Genomic DNA, 15,955 nt, shown 5'->3' on the forward strand with positions numbered 1-15,955 from the left:
TCTAGGCTGACGGGGTGGACCACCGCACCGGAACCCCAGTCGTCGGCATGATCGGTGGTGGCCAGCTCGCGAGGATGACCCACCAGGCCGCGATCCCGTTGGGGCAGTCGCTGAAGGTGCTGGTCGCCTCGAAGGACGATGCCGCGGCGCTCGTCGCGCCGAACGTGGAAATCGGCCACCACGCGGACCTCGAAGCGCTGAAGAACTTCGCGCAGGGGTGCGATGTGATCACCTTCGACCACGAACACGTACCCGGCGATCACCTGCGGGTGCTGGCTGCGTCCGGGGTCTCGGTGCAGCCCGGTCCGGACGCCCTGCTGCATGCGCAGGACAAGCTCGTGATGCGCCGCAAGCTCGCCGAACTCGGCGTGCCGGTGCCGCAGTTCGCCGAGGTCACCGAGGTTGGCGACGTGCTGCGGTTCGGCGCGGTGCAGGGTTGGCCGTGCGTGCTGAAGACCACCCGCGGCGGCTACGACGGACGCGGCGTGTGGGTGCTCAACACCCCGGACGGCGCCGAGCGCACCGTCACCGAACTGCTGGAAGGCGGTGCGTCGCTGCTCGTCGAGCAGCGGGTGGCGCTGCGCCGCGAGCTCGCCGCGCTGGTCGCCCGCTCGCCGTTCGGGCAGGGCGCGGCGTGGCCGCTGGTGGAGACCGTGCAGGAGGACGGCATCTGCGTGCAGGTGCTCGCCCCGGCACCGAACGCCTCGGTGGGACTCGTCGAGCAGGCGCAGGGTCTCGCGCTGAAGATCGCCGATGCGCTCGACGTCACCGGCGTGCTGGCCGTCGAGCTCTTCGAGACCGATGCCGGGCTGGTGGTCAACGAACTCGCGATGCGGCCGCACAACTCCGGGCACTGGACCATCGAAGGCTCCCGGACCTCGCAGTTCGAGCAGCACCTCCGGGCGGTGCTGGACTACCCGCTGGGCAGCACCGAACCGACCGCGCCAGCCGTGGTGATGGCCAACCTGCTCGGCTCGCCGACCGAGTTGCGGATGGGCGTGGACGAGCGGCTGCACCACCTGTTCGCCCGCTACCCGCACGCGAAGGTCCACCTGTACGGCAAGAGCGAGCGTCCGGGGCGCAAACTCGGGCACGTGACCCTGCTCGGCGACCGGATGGACGACGTTCGGGAACAGGCGCGCCTGGCCGCGCACTGGCTGTCGCGCGCCGAGTGGCTGGACGGCCACCAGATCCACTGAGCTCCACCGACTCCACTGGCGCCGAAGCAAGAGAATCGAGAGGTCCGAGCGTGGCAGGCGAGAACCCACTGGTCGGCGTGATCATGGGCAGCGATTCCGACTGGCCGGTGATGCGGGCGGCGGCGGATGCGCTCACCGAGTTCGCGGTGCCGTTCGAGGTCGGTGTCTACTCCGCGCACCGCACGCCGCAGCGGATGCTGGACTACGCGCGCACCGCGGCCGACCGCGGTATCCGGGTGATCATCGCTGGGGCGGGCGGTGCCGCGCACCTGCCGGGCATGGTCGCCTCGGCCACCGTGCTGCCGGTGATCGGTGTGCCGGTGCCGTTGAAGTACCTCGACGGCATGGATTCGCTGCTGTCGATCGTGCAGATGCCCGCCGGTGTGCCGGTGGCGACGGTGTCGGTCGGTGGGGCCCGCAACGCGGGTCTGCTGGCGGTCCGGACGCTGGCGGCCGACTCCGGTGAGCTGGGTGCCCGGCTGCGCGCGGACATGGCGAAGTTCCAGTCCGGCCTGGAAAGCATGGTGCTGGACAAGCACACCGCCCTCCAGCACAAAGCCACCCAGGACTGAGTTGGCCTCGTTTTGCCCTGCGGCGCACCACGTAGTGGCGGCGAACGCAGTGGTGCTGTTGCCATCGGCAGCTGGCCGTTCCCGGATTTCTGGCGATTTGTCGCGATTTCATTTCGCATCGCGAAAGCCGTGTGAGCATCTTCTCAGCCCGGCAGGTCGGTCGAATTCGCGTGCTGGGTTGGCGGAATCGACCTCGAAAGGTTTTCCAATGCAGCACAGTCTTCGCGACGTGATGGTCCTGGTCGCGCGCCTCGTCGTGGGCGCGACGTTCCTCGCGCACGGCTACCGGAAGTTCGTGCTCAACGGAATCGACAACGTCGTCGCTTCGTTCGGTGAGATCGGGTTGCCCGCGGTCGCGGCGTGGTTCACCGCGCTGGTCGAACTGCTCGGTGGCGCGGCGCTGATCCTGGGCGTGCTGCTGCCGATCGCCGGAATCCTGCTCGCGGCGGTCATGGTGGGCGCGCTGTTCACCGTGCACCTCAGCGCCGGGTTCTTCGCCGCGAACGGCGGCTTCGAATACGTGCTGGTGCTCGCCGCGGCCAGTCTCGCGCTCGGTTTCAGCAGTCCCCGCTACACCCTTTCCGGACTGTTCAAGGCCAACTCGTCCCGAGCGGGGGAGCGGGCCGCGGCCTGACCCACCTGGCGGAAAAGCGCCGGGTGAGCGGCACTTTCACCCGGCCATTCCGGTCGAGAGCTCCACTTGCCCGGTCCGCCTTCACGACCCCAGTTCGACGGTGATGCGTTCGTCGGATCGGCGCCGATCCAACTTCTGCGGATCGGGGTTGGTGCAGTGCACCAGGGACGCCTGTGCGGCCAGCACGGCGAGGAACCCGTCGACCACCCCGTCCGGCAGCTGCCATTCCAATGTGGACAGAACTCGGTCGTCGCGGCCGATGCGCAGCTCCTCGGCGCGCTGCCGCGCCCTGGCGATCAGGTCGTCGACGGAAAGCTCCAGCAGCGCTGGTTCGCTGCCGTCGATCGGTGAAAGCGGGCTGAAGTCGTCACCGTGCACCCGGATGTCCGAGACGTAGTCGATCACGCCGTCCGGCAGCCCGCGCAGTGGAGCTCCCAGCGCGTCCAGCCCGACGGCTGCCACGGTGTGCGCGCCCTTGCCGCTTTCCGGTTCGGCGGCGGGCACGAACGCCACCTCGGCGCCCTGCGGATCATCGGTGAGGTGCGCACCGCACCACCACGCGCCCAGCAGCACCCCGACGGTCTGCCAGTGCGCCGGTAGTGCGACCAGCACCGGCGCGCCCGGTTCCAGGTCGATTTCGTCGACCAGCCAGTTCGCCGTCTTCGCCGCCCAGTTCGCGGTGGTCGCGCGGGATAGCTCGATGCGCGCCCCGGTGGCGTCGTCGTAGTGCGTGATCAGCGGCTTCGGCGCCCCGCTGGCCAGCAGCGGACCGAGCAGTGCCTGGGTAACGCTCATGGTGCGAGCCTAGGAGACAGTCTGGGAAGCGGCCGTGCCGGGACTTCGCCGGTGCGCGTGGCTGGCGATCCCGATCTTGGGAAACAACCTTGTGCAGGTGGTACCGGCGGTACCCGCCGATCGGAGTCGAGGATCAGCGCGAACGCCGCCGGATCAGTTCACGCAGGGGACGCTGCCGTCGGAGGTGATCGGCTGCTGGCGGTGGGCGGTGCCGTCCAGCCGCAGCAGCGGCGTCGCGGCCAGCCGAGGCCGCGGCGCCGCGGTCAGCGCGCTGAAGAAGTGTTGCGCCGCTACCGGATCGACGTTGACGATGCTCTGCCCCCGGTCGTCGCGGGCGCCGGTGTCGGTCACCGGCAGGGTCAGGAACGTGACCCGGCCTGCGGCCAGTTCCTGCATCCGCTGCACGAACCCCAACGGGTCCCAGTCCTCGTCCAGCACCACGGCGCGGCGGGTGGCCTGCACCAAGTTGTTGATCATCGTCGGATCGGTGAGCGTGCCGGTGGACAGCACCTTGTTGGCCAGCGCGGCCATGAACGCCTGCTGCCGCACGATCCGGTCCAGGTCACCGCGCGGCAGACCGTGCCGCTGCCGCACGAACGCCAGCGCATCGCCACCCGAGATGGTGTGCCGCCCGGCGGCGAAATCGGCGCCGGAGTCCTTGTCGCTGGTGGCCTGCTGCAGGCATACCTCCACGCCGCCGACGGCCTCGGTGAGCTCGTAGAAGCCGAGCAGGTTGATCTCCGCGTAGTGGTCGATGCGGATCCCGGTGAGGTTCTGCACGGTCTGCACCAGCGCTCGCTGCCCGGCCAGGCCCGCTTCGTGCTCGACGTTGGCCGCCGGTTTGCCTTCGTCGCGCAGCTTTTCCGCGGTGGCGCTCTTCGTCAGCCCGTAGACGGCGTTGATCTTCTCGGACCGACCGCCGGGCACCGCCGCGTAGGTGTCGCGTGGAATGGACACCGCGGCCGGTGGCGTGCCGTTGTGCGGGATCCGGATCACCACGAGGCTGTCGGTGTTCAGACCGCCAACGGCCTCGGTGCGCAGGTCCCTCAGCACGCTGTCCGGCAGCGGGTTGCCCTGGGCGTCGGTGCGGCTGTCACTGCCCACCAGCAGCACGTCGGTGGCGCCGTCGTCGGCGGGCGGTGCCTGCGGCACGTCGGCGAGCACCTCGGTCGAACTGACGTCGCTGAGCCGGTCCACCACCACCCAGCCGATCGCGGTGAGGACGAGCACGGCGGCCGAGACCAGCGCGAGCATGGTACGACCAGCGATGCGAACCCCGGACCGGTGTGTGCCGGTCGACTCCGCGGCCGCCGGCTCCTGCTCCGGTTCGCCCACCTTCGCCTCCCCCAAAAACTGCGTTGACGAACCAGGCTATCCGGCTGCGGAACCGCAGCGGGGCCCCTCAACGGGTTTGGTAACCAAAACCTCGTCAGTTCACGCAGGGCACCCCGTTGGCGGTGATGGGTTGTTCGTCGGTGGTGCTCACCTGGGCCGGGAACGGGGCGGCCTGGCGCAGCCCGTCGAGCCGGACGGTCTGGCGACTGGCGAAGTTCTGCGCGCCAGGTCCGGCGTAGTCCCTGCCCAGGTAAACCTGGACGCTGCCAGCCTGGACGTCGGAGCGCGCTTCGGTTGGCACCCCGCCGAGCGCGTCGGACACCTGCTTGGCCGCCGCCTCTTCACCGGTGGCGTAGTAGATCACCGAACTTTCCATGGCATCGGCGTTGGAGCTGGTACCGGCGTTGAAACCCTGCCCGGTGAGTTCCTCCAGCACCCGTTTGGCCAGGCCGCTGACCGGGGAGGAGTTGTAGACGCTCACCGAGATCGTCGACCGGGACTGCTGGGCGGCCTGCTTCTGCTGCCGTTCGGTCGGCGACAGCAGCAGATCCGCGGCGAACTGCTTGACCTCCGGGATCTGGATCGTGACGTCTTCCTGCCCGGACGGACCGACCAGGTGCACCGGGGCGCCGTAGAACTGCACGTTGCCCCCGGCGATGCCCTGCATCTGCTGGGCGAAGCCGAGGATGTCGCCCGCCAGCTCGGGGTCCAGGATGACCGATTTCTTGATGGCGTTGACCAGGTTGGTCAGTTTGGCCGGGTTGGTCAGCGTGCCGGTGGACATGATCTTGCGGGCGAGCGCGGACATGAAGGCCTGCTGGCGCTTGCCGCGCTCCAGCTCGTTGATCAGACCGTGCCGCTGGCGCACGAACGCCAGCGCGGAACCGCCCTTGATCGTGTTCAAGCCCTTTTGGAAGTTCGCCCCGGAGTAGCTGTCCTTGGTGGCATCGTTGAGGCAGACCTCGACGCCGTCGATGGCGTTGGTGATGTCGTAGAAACCGAGCAGGTTCACCTCGGCGTAGTGGTCGATGCTGACACCGGTGATGTTCTCGATCGTTTCGAGCAGCAGTTGTTTACCGGCCAGCCGGGACTTCTCGTCGAGTTCCTTCTGGTCGGTGATGCCCTGCTTCTGCAGCTTCGCCAGTTCGGCGTCCTTGCCGCGGTTCATCGTCTCGGTGAGCTTGGTCTTGCCGTCGCCGAGGCCGATGTCGACGAGCGTGTCGCGGGGGAAGGAGATCGCGCTGGCGCTCTGGGCGCCATTGGGGATGCGGACCAGGATCATCGCGTCGGTGAGGTCGCCGCCCTCCTGGGTGGTGTGCAGGTCTCGCAAAATGTTCGCGGGCAGCGGGTTGCCGAAGGCGTCGGTGCGGCTGTCGTTGCCGATCAGCAGGATGTCGGTCGCGCCGTCCGGGGCGTTGAGCCCGCTGCCGATGACGTCGGCGGTGGACGTGCCGCCCGCGCCGGGCCGGAACATCGCCCAGCCCAGTCCGGTGGTGCTGAGCACCAGCACGGAGAGCAGCGCGACCAGCACGCGTCCGGCGTTGCGCGCGCCGCGGTGCTCGCGACGCCGCCGCCAAACATCATCTTCCGGGGGAAGCTGCCCTTGCCCGGATCGGGTGGCGGCACGGCGTCGAGCATCACTCTGAGCTGGCCTGCGGCCGGGCCCGCCGGGCGGCGGCGAGGCACCACGACGACCAGCGGGCGGGGTGCCGCCGCCAGCGCCGGGTCGGCCTTGACCACCGGGCCCGCGGGGCGGAACGGGTCTGCCCGGCTGCCCCTGAGGGCCTCCTGGCCACCTCGGCCGGTCCTCCACGCCGAATCCTCCTTGGAGCGTTACACCTTGGCAGAGTGATTTTGCTCGTGTTCCGGTTGCAGGCTAGCGGTGATCGAGGAGTGCTTGGCCAGGTCCCAGTATTAGGGGTGATATCACTCATAAGAGTGACTTAAATCCGTAACCCTAGGTAACACGGGAGCCTTATTCGTCGCTGGCCGTGGCATGCCAGACTGCGCACGCGGCTCGCTGTTGCGGGCGCGCAGACCCCGGCTAGGAAGGGCGCGATGCGGATTCTGGTCACCGGTGGAGCCGGTTTCATCGGTTCGCACTACGTTCGGCAACTGCTCGGCGGGGCCTATCCCGGCTTCGCGGACGCCGAAGTGATCGTGCTCGACAAGCTCACCTATGCGGGCAACGAGGCGAACCTGAAGCCGGTCGCGGACAACCCGAGGCTGAAGTTCGTCCGCGGCGACATCTGCGACCGCGAACTCGTCACCGGGCTGATGGTCGGCATCGACGTGGTGGTGCACTTCGCCGCCGAATCCCACGTGGACCGCTCGATCACCGGCTCGGACGCCTTCGTGGTCACCAACGTCGTCGGCACCAACGTGCTGTTGCAGGCCGCGCTCGACGCCGAGATCGGCAAGTTCGTGCACGTCTCCACCGACGAGGTCTACGGCTCCATCGAGACAGGCTCCTGGCCCGAAGACCACCTGCTGGAGCCGAACTCCCCGTACTCGGCGGCGAAGGCGGGCTCGGACCTGCTGGTCCGCGCCTACCACCGCACGCACGGCCTGCCGGTGTGCATCACCCGCTGCTCCAACAACTACGGGCCGTACCAGTTCCCCGAGAAGGTGCTGCCGCTGTTCATCACGAACCTGATGGACGGCAACAAGGTGCCGCTCTACGGCGACGGGCTGAACGTGCGGGACTGGCTGCACGTCAGCGACCACTGCCAGGGCATCCAGCTGGTGGCCGAGTCCGGGCGCGCGGGCGAGATCTACAACATCGGCGGCGGCACCGAGCTGACGAACAAGGCGCTGACCGAACGACTGCTGGCCGAACTGGACCTGGACTGGTCGATGGTGCAGCCGGTCGCCGACCGCAAGGGACACGACCGCCGCTACTCGGTGGACCACCGCAAGATCGTCCGGGAACTGGGCTACGCGCCGCAGGTGGACTTCGCGACCGGACTGCGCGACACGGTGCGTTGGTACCGGGACAACCGCGACTGGTGGGAGCCGCTGAAGGCCCGGTCGGCGGCGGCGCGATGAGCCGCCTCGCCCTCCTGGTGCCCGGCGGTCGCGGCCAGCTCGGCTCGGAGCTGACCCGGATCCTCGCTGCCCGGGCCGGTTCGCTGGTCCACGCGCCGGGCTCCGGTGAACTGGACATCACCGACGGCGAAGAGGTCACCGACGCGGTGGACTCCTTCGCCGAGACGGCCAGGGATGCCGAGCTACGGCCAGTGGTGATCAACTCGGCCGCCTACACGGCGGTGGACGCGGCCGAATCCGACCCCGACCGCGCGGCCCGGATCAACGCCGACGGTGCCGCGGCCCTGGCGCGGGCGTGCCGGGTCAGCGGTGTTGCGCTGCTGCACGTGTCAACGGACTACGTGTTCCCCGGCGACGCCACCCGGCCCTACCAGCCGACGGACGAGACCGGCCCGAAAACGGTCTACGGGCGGACCAAACTCGCAGGCGAGCGTGCCGTGCTGGAGTCGGGTGCCCAGGCGTGGGTGGTGCGCACCGCGTGGGTTTACGGCGCACGCGGCGGAAATTTCGTGAAGTCGATGGTCCGCCTCTCCGCCGCCCGCGACTCGCTGTCCGTTGTGGACGATCAGGTCGGTTCGCCGACCTGGGCGGCGGATCTCGCCCACGGCCTGCTGGACCTGGCCGAAAAGGTCGCCGCGCGCCAGGGTCCGGAGCAGAAGGTGTTGCACTGCACCAATTCCGGTCAGGCGAGCTGGTGCGACTTCGCCCGAGCGATCTTCGCGGAACTGGGCCTGGACGAAACCCGAGTGCACCCCTGCACGACGCAGGACTACCCCCGCCCGGCCCCCCGCCCGGCGTACTCGGTCCTGTCCGACGAGGCATGGCGAGCAGCGGGCCTGACCCCGCTCCGCCCGTGGCGAGAAGCCCTCGCGGCAGCCTTCGCGACCGACGGAGAAGCCCTCCGAGGAGCCTGACAGATCACCCGAAGGGCGTCTTCGAAGCGCAGATCCGCTCGCGTGCTGTGCGTGGTAGGTGCTGCCTGATCCTGCGGGAAGACGGAAGGCCAGGTGACCCGGGGCATTGCCGGGAGCCTGGCCTGACGTTTTCCGGGGGCTGGTCAGGTTGTTGCGCGGTGGTAGGCCGTGAGGGTTTTTTCGGCGCAGTTCTGCCAGGTGAAGGTTCTCGCCCGCGTTCGGCCGGTTGCCGCGTTCGGCGGGTTGGTCAGGGCCCGGTGCAGGGCCTCGTGCAGGGCGGTCGGGTCGCCGTAGCGGAAGTGGATCGCTTGGCCTGCGGTGACTTCGCGCAGCGCCGGGAGGTCCGAGCACACCACCGGTACGCCGCAGGCGAGAGCTTCCAGGGCTGGTAGGCCGAATCCTTCGTCCCGGGATGGCAGCACGAGCGCGCTGGCTCCGGCGACCAGGCTGCGCAGCCGGTCGTCGGGCAGGTAACCGGTGCGGATCACTTCGCCGTGCCGACCCGCATCGGCCGGGCCCGCGATGACCAGCGGTGGCAGGTCGGGTCCGTGGGCCCGCAGCAGTCCGGGCAGGCCCTTGCGGGGGCCTTCGGCGCCGACGAACAGCAGGTACTCCGACGGTAGTCCATATTGGACTCGCAGGGTGGAATCCATTGGCGTTGCGGAGAACCACTCCGGATCGACACCCAGCGGAGTCACCACGATCTTCTCGCGCGGGACGTCGAGGCGGGTGCTGACGGCGTCGGCCACCGCCGCCGTCGGCGTGCACACCGCCCGCGCTCGGCGCACCGAACTTCGCACCAGCGCGGGCAGATCCTGATCCGCCAGCGACGGGTCGTCCAGGAACGCCAGGTCGTGCACGGTCACCACGCCGCCCGCTCGGATCGACGGCGGCAGCACGAAGTTCGTGCCGTGCACCACCCGCGCCGGTCCACCGAGCAGTTCGATCGGCGGGAAAGCGCCGTGCTGCCAAAGCTTTCGCAACACCCTGGCCGGGATCGGTGGCCCCACCGCCCGCGTTCCCGCCGGGGCCAGCGAGCGCAACCGCCGCCAGCCGCGCGTGGTGAACCCGATCAATCGAATGTCCGCAGTGGACGCGAGTTCGCAGACCAGGGACGAGGTGTAGCGCCCGATCCCGGTGCGCTGCCCCAGCAACGGCGTGCCGTCGACCAGAACGCGCAGGTCAGTGGCCACGGAACCGCTCACCGGCGAGCCGCCGCAGCCGCCCGGTCGCCCGCTTCGCGACCTCCAGCGGGCCGCCCGCGTCGAGGTACTCCCGCAGCAGCCCGATGTCCCGGCGCACCGTTTCGACGCGGCCCAGCCGCGGGCTGCGCACCAGCGGAGCGGACGCCCTGAGCCGATCCGCGGCGGGCCGGGCGTCCCGGCAGAACTCGGTCAGCGGTGCCAGCACCGACTCCCAGGTGAAACGCTGCCGAACCGGGTCGATCCGGTCGCGGCACGCGGCGGCGAACTCCGCGTCGTAGAGCACCTTCTCCAGCGCGGCGGCAAGCGCGTCGGGATCCTCGGCGGGCACCACCACGCCGATGCCCTCCTCGCGCACCAGATCGGCGAACGAGTCGCCGTCGGTGGTCACCACCGGAAGCCCCGCCCACAGGTAGTCCAGCACCCGGGTGCGGAACGCGAAGGTCGTCTCCACGTGCTCGAAATGGGTGGTGACCCCGCAGTCCGCGTCGAGCAGGTAGTTCTGCCGTTCGCCGTAGGGCACCCAGGTCTCGTTGAAGAACACGAACTTGTCGGTCAACCCGAGCCGCCGGGCCAGGCTCCGGGTCTGCTCGGCCATGCCCATCTCCGGCACATCCGGGTTCGGGTGCTTCATGCCGAGGAAGAAGAGCCGAACATCGTTGTGCTGCTGGGAAAGCCGGTGCACCGCTTGCAGCAGCGTCAGCGGGTCGAACCAGCTGTACACCCCTCCTGCCCACAGCACGACCTTGTCCTCAGCCGAGATGCCCGGCCGAGCGCCCTTGATCGCCGGTGCGGTGCGCCGCGGTGCCACCGACGGCAGACCGAACGGCACGACCGACAGCAGCGAGCGGACCGTCGGGTCGCTGTCGTACAGGCCGGGGGTCAAGCGCCCCAGCGAGGCCAGGTGCCCCAACCAGAAGTGCCGTTGCCGTTCCGATGCGCAGAGGAAGAAATCACCGCGCCGCAACTGGGAATTGAGCACCTTGGTGACCCCGACCAGGTCCTTCGCGCGGCGCTCGTCATCGGTGTCGCGCCCCTGCTCCAGCAGCTCCAGGTGCATCGGGTCGTAGACGTCGCACACCACGATCTTGGTGGACTCGACGTGCTTGAGCGCGGGCACCATCTCCAGCACGTGGCCCTGCAGCACCACGATGTCCGCCCAGTCGACGTGCGCGCCGAGTTCGCGCGGTTTCGCCCCGCACACCTCGAAATCCGACTGCGGCGGGCTGACCAGGGCGTTGACGCTGACCAACCGCACCTGGTGCTCGGCGGAGAGGACCTCGGCCATGTGCCACGCGCGGATCGCCGGACCGGCCATCCGCTCGGTGACCGCATCGCCGGTGATCACCACGACCTTCCGGGGGCGCCCGAAGACCCGGTCCAACTCGAACGCCTCGACCAGGGCGTCGTGCGCCGCGAGGTAGCGCGGCAGCGGGTAGGCGGGCTCCATCGCCTTGCGCATCAGCGGCACCAGGTCGGCGTCGGTGCGAACCCGCGCCTGCTGCTCCTCGTCGCGGGACTGCTTCAGCGACGGCAGCAGCTCGACGAACTGGTCGATGGCCAGCATTCCGGCCAGCGCACTGCGATCGATCGGCACCGGGCTGTCGTCTTCGCCGTCGCCGCGCCGGGTGATCTCCAGTTGCGTCGGGTCGATCTCGCCGCGCGCGGTGGCCCGCCGCACGGCCAGCGCCATCGCCGCTGGCAGCGCCTTGGCCAGCGTCTCGTCGGAGACGTTCTTGTACAGCGTCGCCAGCGCGTTGCGCTCCAGCAGGTAGTGCTCGCGCGCCGAGGACACCTCGGCCATCGAGGCGTGGTGCCGGTGGAACGTCAGCGAGCGCGGCTCGTAGCGGACCCGCCAGCCGCGCAGGTTCAGCCGCCAACCGAGGTCGACGTCCTCGTAGAACATGAAGTAGCGCTCGTCGAAACCGCCGAGTTCGGCGAACAACTCGGCCCGCACGAACAACGCCGAACCGGTTCCGAACAGCACGTCCCGGGCGGCGTCGTGCGAACCGTCGTCGATTTCCCCGGCGTGGCGCTTGTAGCCCATCCCGAACCAGGTCAGCCCGCCGTCGACGAAGTCGATGTGCTGGCCCTCCCAGTCCAGGACCTTGCTGGCGACCGCGCCCACGGTCGGCTCGGCCCGCAGCGCCGCGACGGCCGCGCGCACCCAGGCGCGATCCGGTCGGGCGTCGTTGTTGAGGAAGGCCAGCACCTGGCCGGTGGCGTCGCGGGCGGCGAGGTTGCAGCCGCCGGCGAAGCCGAGGTTGGTGTCCGACTCGATCAGTCGCACCTGCGGCGCGGCGGCCCGGATCCGCTGCGCGCTGCCGTCACCGGAGGCGTTGTCGACGCAGATCACCTCCAGGCGGTCGGCGGGGTAGTCGAGCTCGTCGCGGAGCGCGCGCACGCAGGTGATGGTGTCGTCCGCGCCGCGGTAGTTGACCACGATCACCGACACCACGGGCAGGTTGCTGCGGTCGGACAATTCAGCCACGCCCTAAAGCGTGCACCATCCACCAACGCACCCTGCGAGGTGTTGGCCAAACCGACGTGTTCCGGTGTTCGTCGTATCGGGTTGGAGACCTGTCCACCCGGCCGTTCCGGGCGAAAGGCTCCTACCGCCCGGCCCAGGTCCGCCAGAGTTCGCGGCGGGAGGTCGCCGCGGTGCGGCCGATGCGGTGTCGCGCGCGCAGCGCCGCCGGGAGGCCCGCCGCGACTTCGGCGAGCACGCGCAGCCGCAGCGGAACCCGGAAATTCGCCGCGTCGGGCACCGCGCGGCGCAGCGGTAGTGTGAACGTGATCGCCGCGAAGCGGGCTAGCTCGCGCACCGCGACCGCAGCCGGGGCGCAGCGCAGCAGCATCAGCAGCCGGTTGCGCTCGTTCCAGCGGTGGAACCGCGCCGAGCCCGGCACCGTCGTCGCACCGTGCAGGTGCGCGGCGCGGGCCCCGGGAGCCGGGACGATGTCGTGCCCGGCCAGGCGCAGCCGCCACGAGGTGTCGGTGTCCTCGTAGTAGCAGAAGAAGTGCGCCGGAACCCCGCCGATGGATCGGAGCTGTGCGGTGCGCAGCAGCGCGGCACCGCCGCAGAAGCCGAACACGCCGCCACCGGCATCGAGTGAGTCAGCGCCGTGGCCGTCGGAGGTCAGGCGAACGCCGACGGACTGCACGCGGCCGTCCGGGGTGCGCAGCACCGACGACGCCGCGGCAGCACCGCGATCGGCGTCGAGCGCCGCTTCGAGGGCGGCGAGCCAGTCGGGGGCTGGCGCGGCGTCGTCGTTGAGCCATCCGAGGTACGGCGTGCGGATCCGGTCGAGCGCGGCGGCGATGCCGCCCGCGTAGCCAAGATTCCGGCTCAACCGCAGCACTTCCGGATTCGCGGGGTGCGCCGCGAGCAGGTCTGCCGTGCCGTCGTCGGAAGCGTTGTCCACCACGAGAATCCTATGTGGACGATCCTGGGCGGCCAAGGCGTCCAGGCAGGCCTCGATGTGGTCCCGTCCTCGCCAGGTCACCACGATCACGGTGCTGCGCACCCGTTCCGACGCCGTCACGCCCGAAGACGTTACGTCCCGGCCACCCCGGAGCGGTCGCGGCCACCGCCGCCACGTCCGCACAGCCTTGCCGACCTGCGAGAACGGCGAATCGGCAGGCCCGGCCGACGGCCTCGGGCGGCGTGGCACGCTGGTCGGGTGCCCGAGCTCGTCACGATCGCCGAGCAGCTGCTCGCCCCCGTTCCCGGCGGAACCGGCCGCTACACGCGGGAGCTGCTGCGCGCGATGGCCGAAACCGCGCCAGCCGGTTGGGAGCTGAGCAGCGTGGTCAGCCGCAGCAGCGATCCCGCGGCCGCCCGGGTTCCCGGTGTGCGGGGGCCGCGAGTGCTCCCGCTCCCGCGTCGCGCCCTGATCGCGTCCTGGGAACGCGGCCTGCCGCTGTGGCCCGGTGGCGACTCCGTGCACGCCATGACACCGCTCGCCCCGCCCGCCAAGCGAGGGCGCGGCCTGGTGGTGACGGTGCACGACACCGTCCCGTGGACGCATCCGGAAACCCTGACGCCGCGCGGAGTTTCCTGGCACCGACGGGCCATCAGCCGGGCCGCTCGGCACGCCGACGCGCTGGTGGTGCCCACCGCGGCGGTCGCCGCCGACCTCGCGCGGCACACCGAGATCACCGCCGGGCTGCGGGTCATCGGCGAAGGCGTCACCCCGGACCTGCTGGCCGAGCCGGATCCGAATGTCGTCGAAGGGCTGGAGCTGCCCGCGCGGTACGTGCTGGCGATCGGCACCGTCGAGCCGCGCAAGGGCTACGAGCACCTGGTCCGGGCGATGGCCGAGCCCACCGCCCCGGATGCCGCGCTGCTGATCGTCGGCCGTCCAGGTTGGGGCGGTGTGGACATCGCGCGGATCGCCGCGGAGTGCGGTGCGGACCGGGTGCGCCTGCTGGAGTCGGTTTCCGACACCGAACTCGCGGCACTGCTGCGGAACGCGACCGCGCTGGCCGCACCCAGTCTCGCCGAGGGTTTCGGTCTGCCGATCGTCGAGGCGATGGCGCTCGGCGTGCCCGTCGTGCACTCCGATGCGCCCGCCCTGGTCGAAGTCGCCGGTGGCGCCGGTGTGGCGGTCCCACGTGCCGACCCGGTTGCGCTCGCCGCGGCTTTGCGCGCCGTCGTGGACGATCCCGCGCACCGCGCGGCACTGGTCGCGGCGGGAACTCGCCGGGTCGCGGATTTCACCTGGACACAGGCCGCGCACGCGGTTTGGCGAGTGCACCTCGACATCGCCGCCAGCTGAGCCCATTCGCGCAACTGGCTGGCACAAGAGCCTGTCCTCGAACTCGTTTTGCGTGGCGGTGCAGGTAGCGAACCTGACGATCCCGCGCGAACTGAGAACCCGCGGCAGTGCGAGTTGCGCGAGTGGGCCAAGCGGCTGCGCCGCTTCGAAGAACAAGATCAAGGCTGGCGGGTAAGAGATCTCACAGCCCAGACAGCTGCTCAGGCGCGGTGTGCGAGCCGCCGGACGGCCGCTTCGGCAGGCCAGGACACATTTTCATCGACTCGTCACGGACCTGGCCGTCGGCACCGTACGCTGCTCGGGTGCACAGAGGCGAGCCGCACGTTCTCATCGACGCCACCGCTGTACCCGCGGATCGTGGCGGCGTCGGCCGATACGTCGACTCCCTGCTGACGGCCCTGGACACCGACGGCGCCCGGATCAGCGTCGCCTGCCAGCCCCGCGACGCCGAGCTGTACGCGACCATCGCCCCGCACACCGATGTGGTGCCCGCCACCGAAGCCGTCGCGACCCGGACCGCGCGGCTGACCTGGGAGCAGACCACCCTGCCGTTACTGGTGCGGCGACTCGGGATCGACGTCCTGCACTCGCCGCACTACACGACACCGTTGGCCAATCCCGCCGCCTCGGTGGTCACCCTGCACGATGCGACGTTCTTCACCAATCCGGCAGTGCACTCCCCGGTCAAGGCCAGGTTCTTCCGCGCGTGGACGCGCACCGCGCTGCGCCGCGCGACCCTTTGCATCGTGCCGAGCCAGGCCACCGCCGCGGAACTTTCCCGGTCGGTCGGCGCGGAACGCGCCAGGATGCCGGTCATGTACCACGGCGTGGACCCGGAGCGGTTCCACCCGCCGACACCGGAGGAGATCCAGGAGGTGCGCGACCGGCTGAGCCTGCACGACCAGCCGTACGTCGCGTTCCTCGGGGCATTGGAACCGCGCAAGAACGTGCCCGCCCTGATCCGCGGCTTCATGCTCGCCTGCCAGGGCCGCGGCGACTCGCCCGCGCTGGTGCTGGCCGGACAGCCCGGTTGGGACACCCGCGTCGAGCGAGCCCTGGAGGCCGTGCCGCACCGGATCCGGGTCATCCGGGCCGGTTACCTGCCGTTCAAGCAGCTGTCCGGGTTCCTCGGCGGCGCGCACCTGGTGGCCTACCCGAGCCTCGGCGAAGGGTTCGGCCTGCCGGTGCTGGAGGCGATGGCCTGCGGCGCCGCGGTGCTCACCACGCGGCGGCTGAGCCTGCCCGAGGTCGGTGGCGATGCGGTCGCCTACTGCGGGGTGGGGGCGGGCGACATCGCCACCGGTCTGACGGAGTTATTGGACGATCCGGCCCGCCGCGCCGCGCTGGCGGTCGCGGCACAGCTGCGGGCCAAGGAGTTCACCTGGGCGGCCTGCGCGACGCAACACCGCGCCACCTACGCCCGCGCCCACCACATCCACACCCACTCCCGCTGACCACGTTTCCCCTGGTGGGGG

General features: G+C 70.2%; 13 protein-coding genes. 7 read left to right on the plus strand and 6 right to left on the minus strand.

Going from position 1 to position 15,955, the window contains the following annotated elements; all coding sequences use genetic code 11:
- Positions 1–14 precede the first annotated feature (14 nt).
- The 3 genes from ACTWQN_RS35045 to ACTWQN_RS35055 all read left to right on the plus strand — a co-directional run bounded on the left by ACTWQN_RS35045 (position 15) and on the right by ACTWQN_RS35055 (position 2,405).
- Positions 15–1,199, plus strand: a complete 1,185-nt coding sequence (locus tag ACTWQN_RS35045) for a 5-(carboxyamino)imidazole ribonucleotide synthase (RefSeq protein ID WP_443207962.1) — start codon at positions 15–17, stop codon at positions 1,197–1,199.
- 83 nt (positions 1,200–1,282) lie between these two features.
- A complete protein-coding gene (purE, locus tag ACTWQN_RS35050; protein WP_443208004.1) occupies positions 1,283–1,771 on the plus strand; it encodes a 5-(carboxyamino)imidazole ribonucleotide mutase in 489 nt (162 codons plus the stop codon).
- A 208-nt stretch (positions 1,772–1,979) separates the two neighbouring features.
- Positions 1,980–2,405 carry a DoxX family protein gene (locus tag ACTWQN_RS35055; RefSeq protein WP_443207963.1) on the plus strand — a complete coding sequence of 142 codons (426 nt, stop codon included), beginning with the start codon at positions 1,980–1,982 and terminating at the stop codon, positions 2,403–2,405.
- Between the two features lie 81 nt (positions 2,406–2,486).
- Here ACTWQN_RS35055 and ACTWQN_RS35060 read toward each other — a convergent pair whose 3' ends face one another.
- From ACTWQN_RS35060 to ACTWQN_RS35070, 3 genes are all read right to left on the minus strand, one after another.
- Positions 2,487–3,200, minus strand: coding sequence for a TIGR03089 family protein (locus ACTWQN_RS35060; RefSeq protein ID WP_443207964.1), 714 nt, complete (start codon positions 3,198–3,200; stop codon positions 2,487–2,489).
- A gap of 153 nt (positions 3,201–3,353) precedes the next feature.
- On the minus strand, positions 3,354–4,535 hold the full coding sequence (locus tag ACTWQN_RS35065) for an LCP family protein (protein WP_443207965.1): 1,182 nt from the start codon (positions 4,533–4,535) through the stop codon (positions 3,354–3,356).
- A 94-nt stretch (positions 4,536–4,629) separates the two neighbouring features.
- Positions 4,630–6,066, minus strand: coding sequence for an LCP family protein (locus ACTWQN_RS35070; protein ID WP_443207966.1), 1,437 nt, complete (start codon positions 6,064–6,066; stop codon positions 4,630–4,632).
- Positions 6,067–6,593: 527 nt separating this feature from the next.
- Between ACTWQN_RS35070 and rfbB the strand changes: the two genes are divergently transcribed.
- Positions 6,594–7,583: a dTDP-glucose 4,6-dehydratase gene (gene rfbB, locus ACTWQN_RS35075; protein ID WP_443207967.1), complete on the plus strand. Its 990-nt coding sequence runs from the start codon at positions 6,594–6,596 to the stop codon at positions 7,581–7,583.
- A complete protein-coding gene (gene rfbD, locus ACTWQN_RS35080) occupies positions 7,580–8,497 on the plus strand; it encodes a dTDP-4-dehydrorhamnose reductase (RefSeq protein ID WP_443208005.1) in 918 nt (305 codons plus the stop codon). The genes rfbB and rfbD overlap by 4 nt, the downstream gene beginning before the upstream one ends.
- A gap of 143 nt (positions 8,498–8,640) precedes the next feature.
- Here the strand turns inward: rfbD and ACTWQN_RS35085 are convergent, their stop codons facing one another.
- The 3 genes from ACTWQN_RS35085 to ACTWQN_RS35095 form a co-directional block, all read right to left on the minus strand.
- Positions 8,641–9,690: a glycosyltransferase family 4 protein gene (locus tag ACTWQN_RS35085; RefSeq protein WP_443207968.1), complete on the minus strand. Its 1,050-nt coding sequence runs from the start codon at positions 9,688–9,690 to the stop codon at positions 8,641–8,643.
- Positions 9,680–12,190 carry a glycosyltransferase gene (locus ACTWQN_RS35090; RefSeq protein ID WP_443207969.1) on the minus strand — a complete coding sequence of 837 codons (2,511 nt, stop codon included), beginning with the start codon at positions 12,188–12,190 and terminating at the stop codon, positions 9,680–9,682. The genes ACTWQN_RS35085 and ACTWQN_RS35090 overlap by 11 nt, the downstream gene beginning before the upstream one ends.
- 121 nt (positions 12,191–12,311) lie before the next feature.
- On the minus strand, positions 12,312–13,244 hold the full coding sequence (locus tag ACTWQN_RS35095; protein WP_443207970.1) for a glycosyltransferase family 2 protein: 933 nt from the start codon (positions 13,242–13,244) through the stop codon (positions 12,312–12,314).
- A 138-nt stretch (positions 13,245–13,382) separates the two neighbouring features.
- On the opposite strand from ACTWQN_RS35095, the gene ACTWQN_RS35100 reads away from it, so the two are divergent.
- Both ACTWQN_RS35100 and ACTWQN_RS35105 read left to right on the plus strand, forming a co-directional pair.
- Positions 13,383–14,480, plus strand: coding sequence for a glycosyltransferase family 4 protein (locus ACTWQN_RS35100; protein ID WP_443207971.1), 1,098 nt, complete (start codon positions 13,383–13,385; stop codon positions 14,478–14,480).
- 302 nt (positions 14,481–14,782) lie between these two features.
- On the plus strand, positions 14,783–15,934 hold the full coding sequence (locus ACTWQN_RS35105) for a glycosyltransferase family 4 protein (protein ID WP_443207972.1): 1,152 nt from the start codon (positions 14,783–14,785) through the stop codon (positions 15,932–15,934).
- The last annotated feature ends 21 nt before the right edge of the window (positions 15,935–15,955 follow it).

This window comes from Saccharopolyspora antiqui (assembly GCF_052246905.1).
In the GTDB taxonomy this organism is placed as follows: Bacteria; Actinomycetota; Actinomycetes; order Mycobacteriales; family Pseudonocardiaceae; genus Saccharopolyspora.

Coding starts and splice junctions, on each gene's coding strand:
- ACTWQN_RS35060 (WP_443207964.1), bottom strand. CDS start 3,200: ATGAGCGTTACCCAGGCACTGCTCGGTCCGCTGCTGGCCAGCGGGGCG.
- rfbD (WP_443208005.1), top strand. CDS start 7,580: ATGAGCCGCCTCGCCCTCCTGGTGCCCGGCGGTCGCGGCCAGCTCGGC.
- purE (WP_443208004.1), top strand. CDS start 1,283: ATGGGCAGCGATTCCGACTGGCCGGTGATGCGGGCGGCGGCGGATGCG.
- rfbB (WP_443207967.1), top strand. CDS start 6,594: ATGCGGATTCTGGTCACCGGTGGAGCCGGTTTCATCGGTTCGCACTAC.
- ACTWQN_RS35055 (WP_443207963.1), top strand. CDS start 1,980: ATGCAGCACAGTCTTCGCGACGTGATGGTCCTGGTCGCGCGCCTCGTC.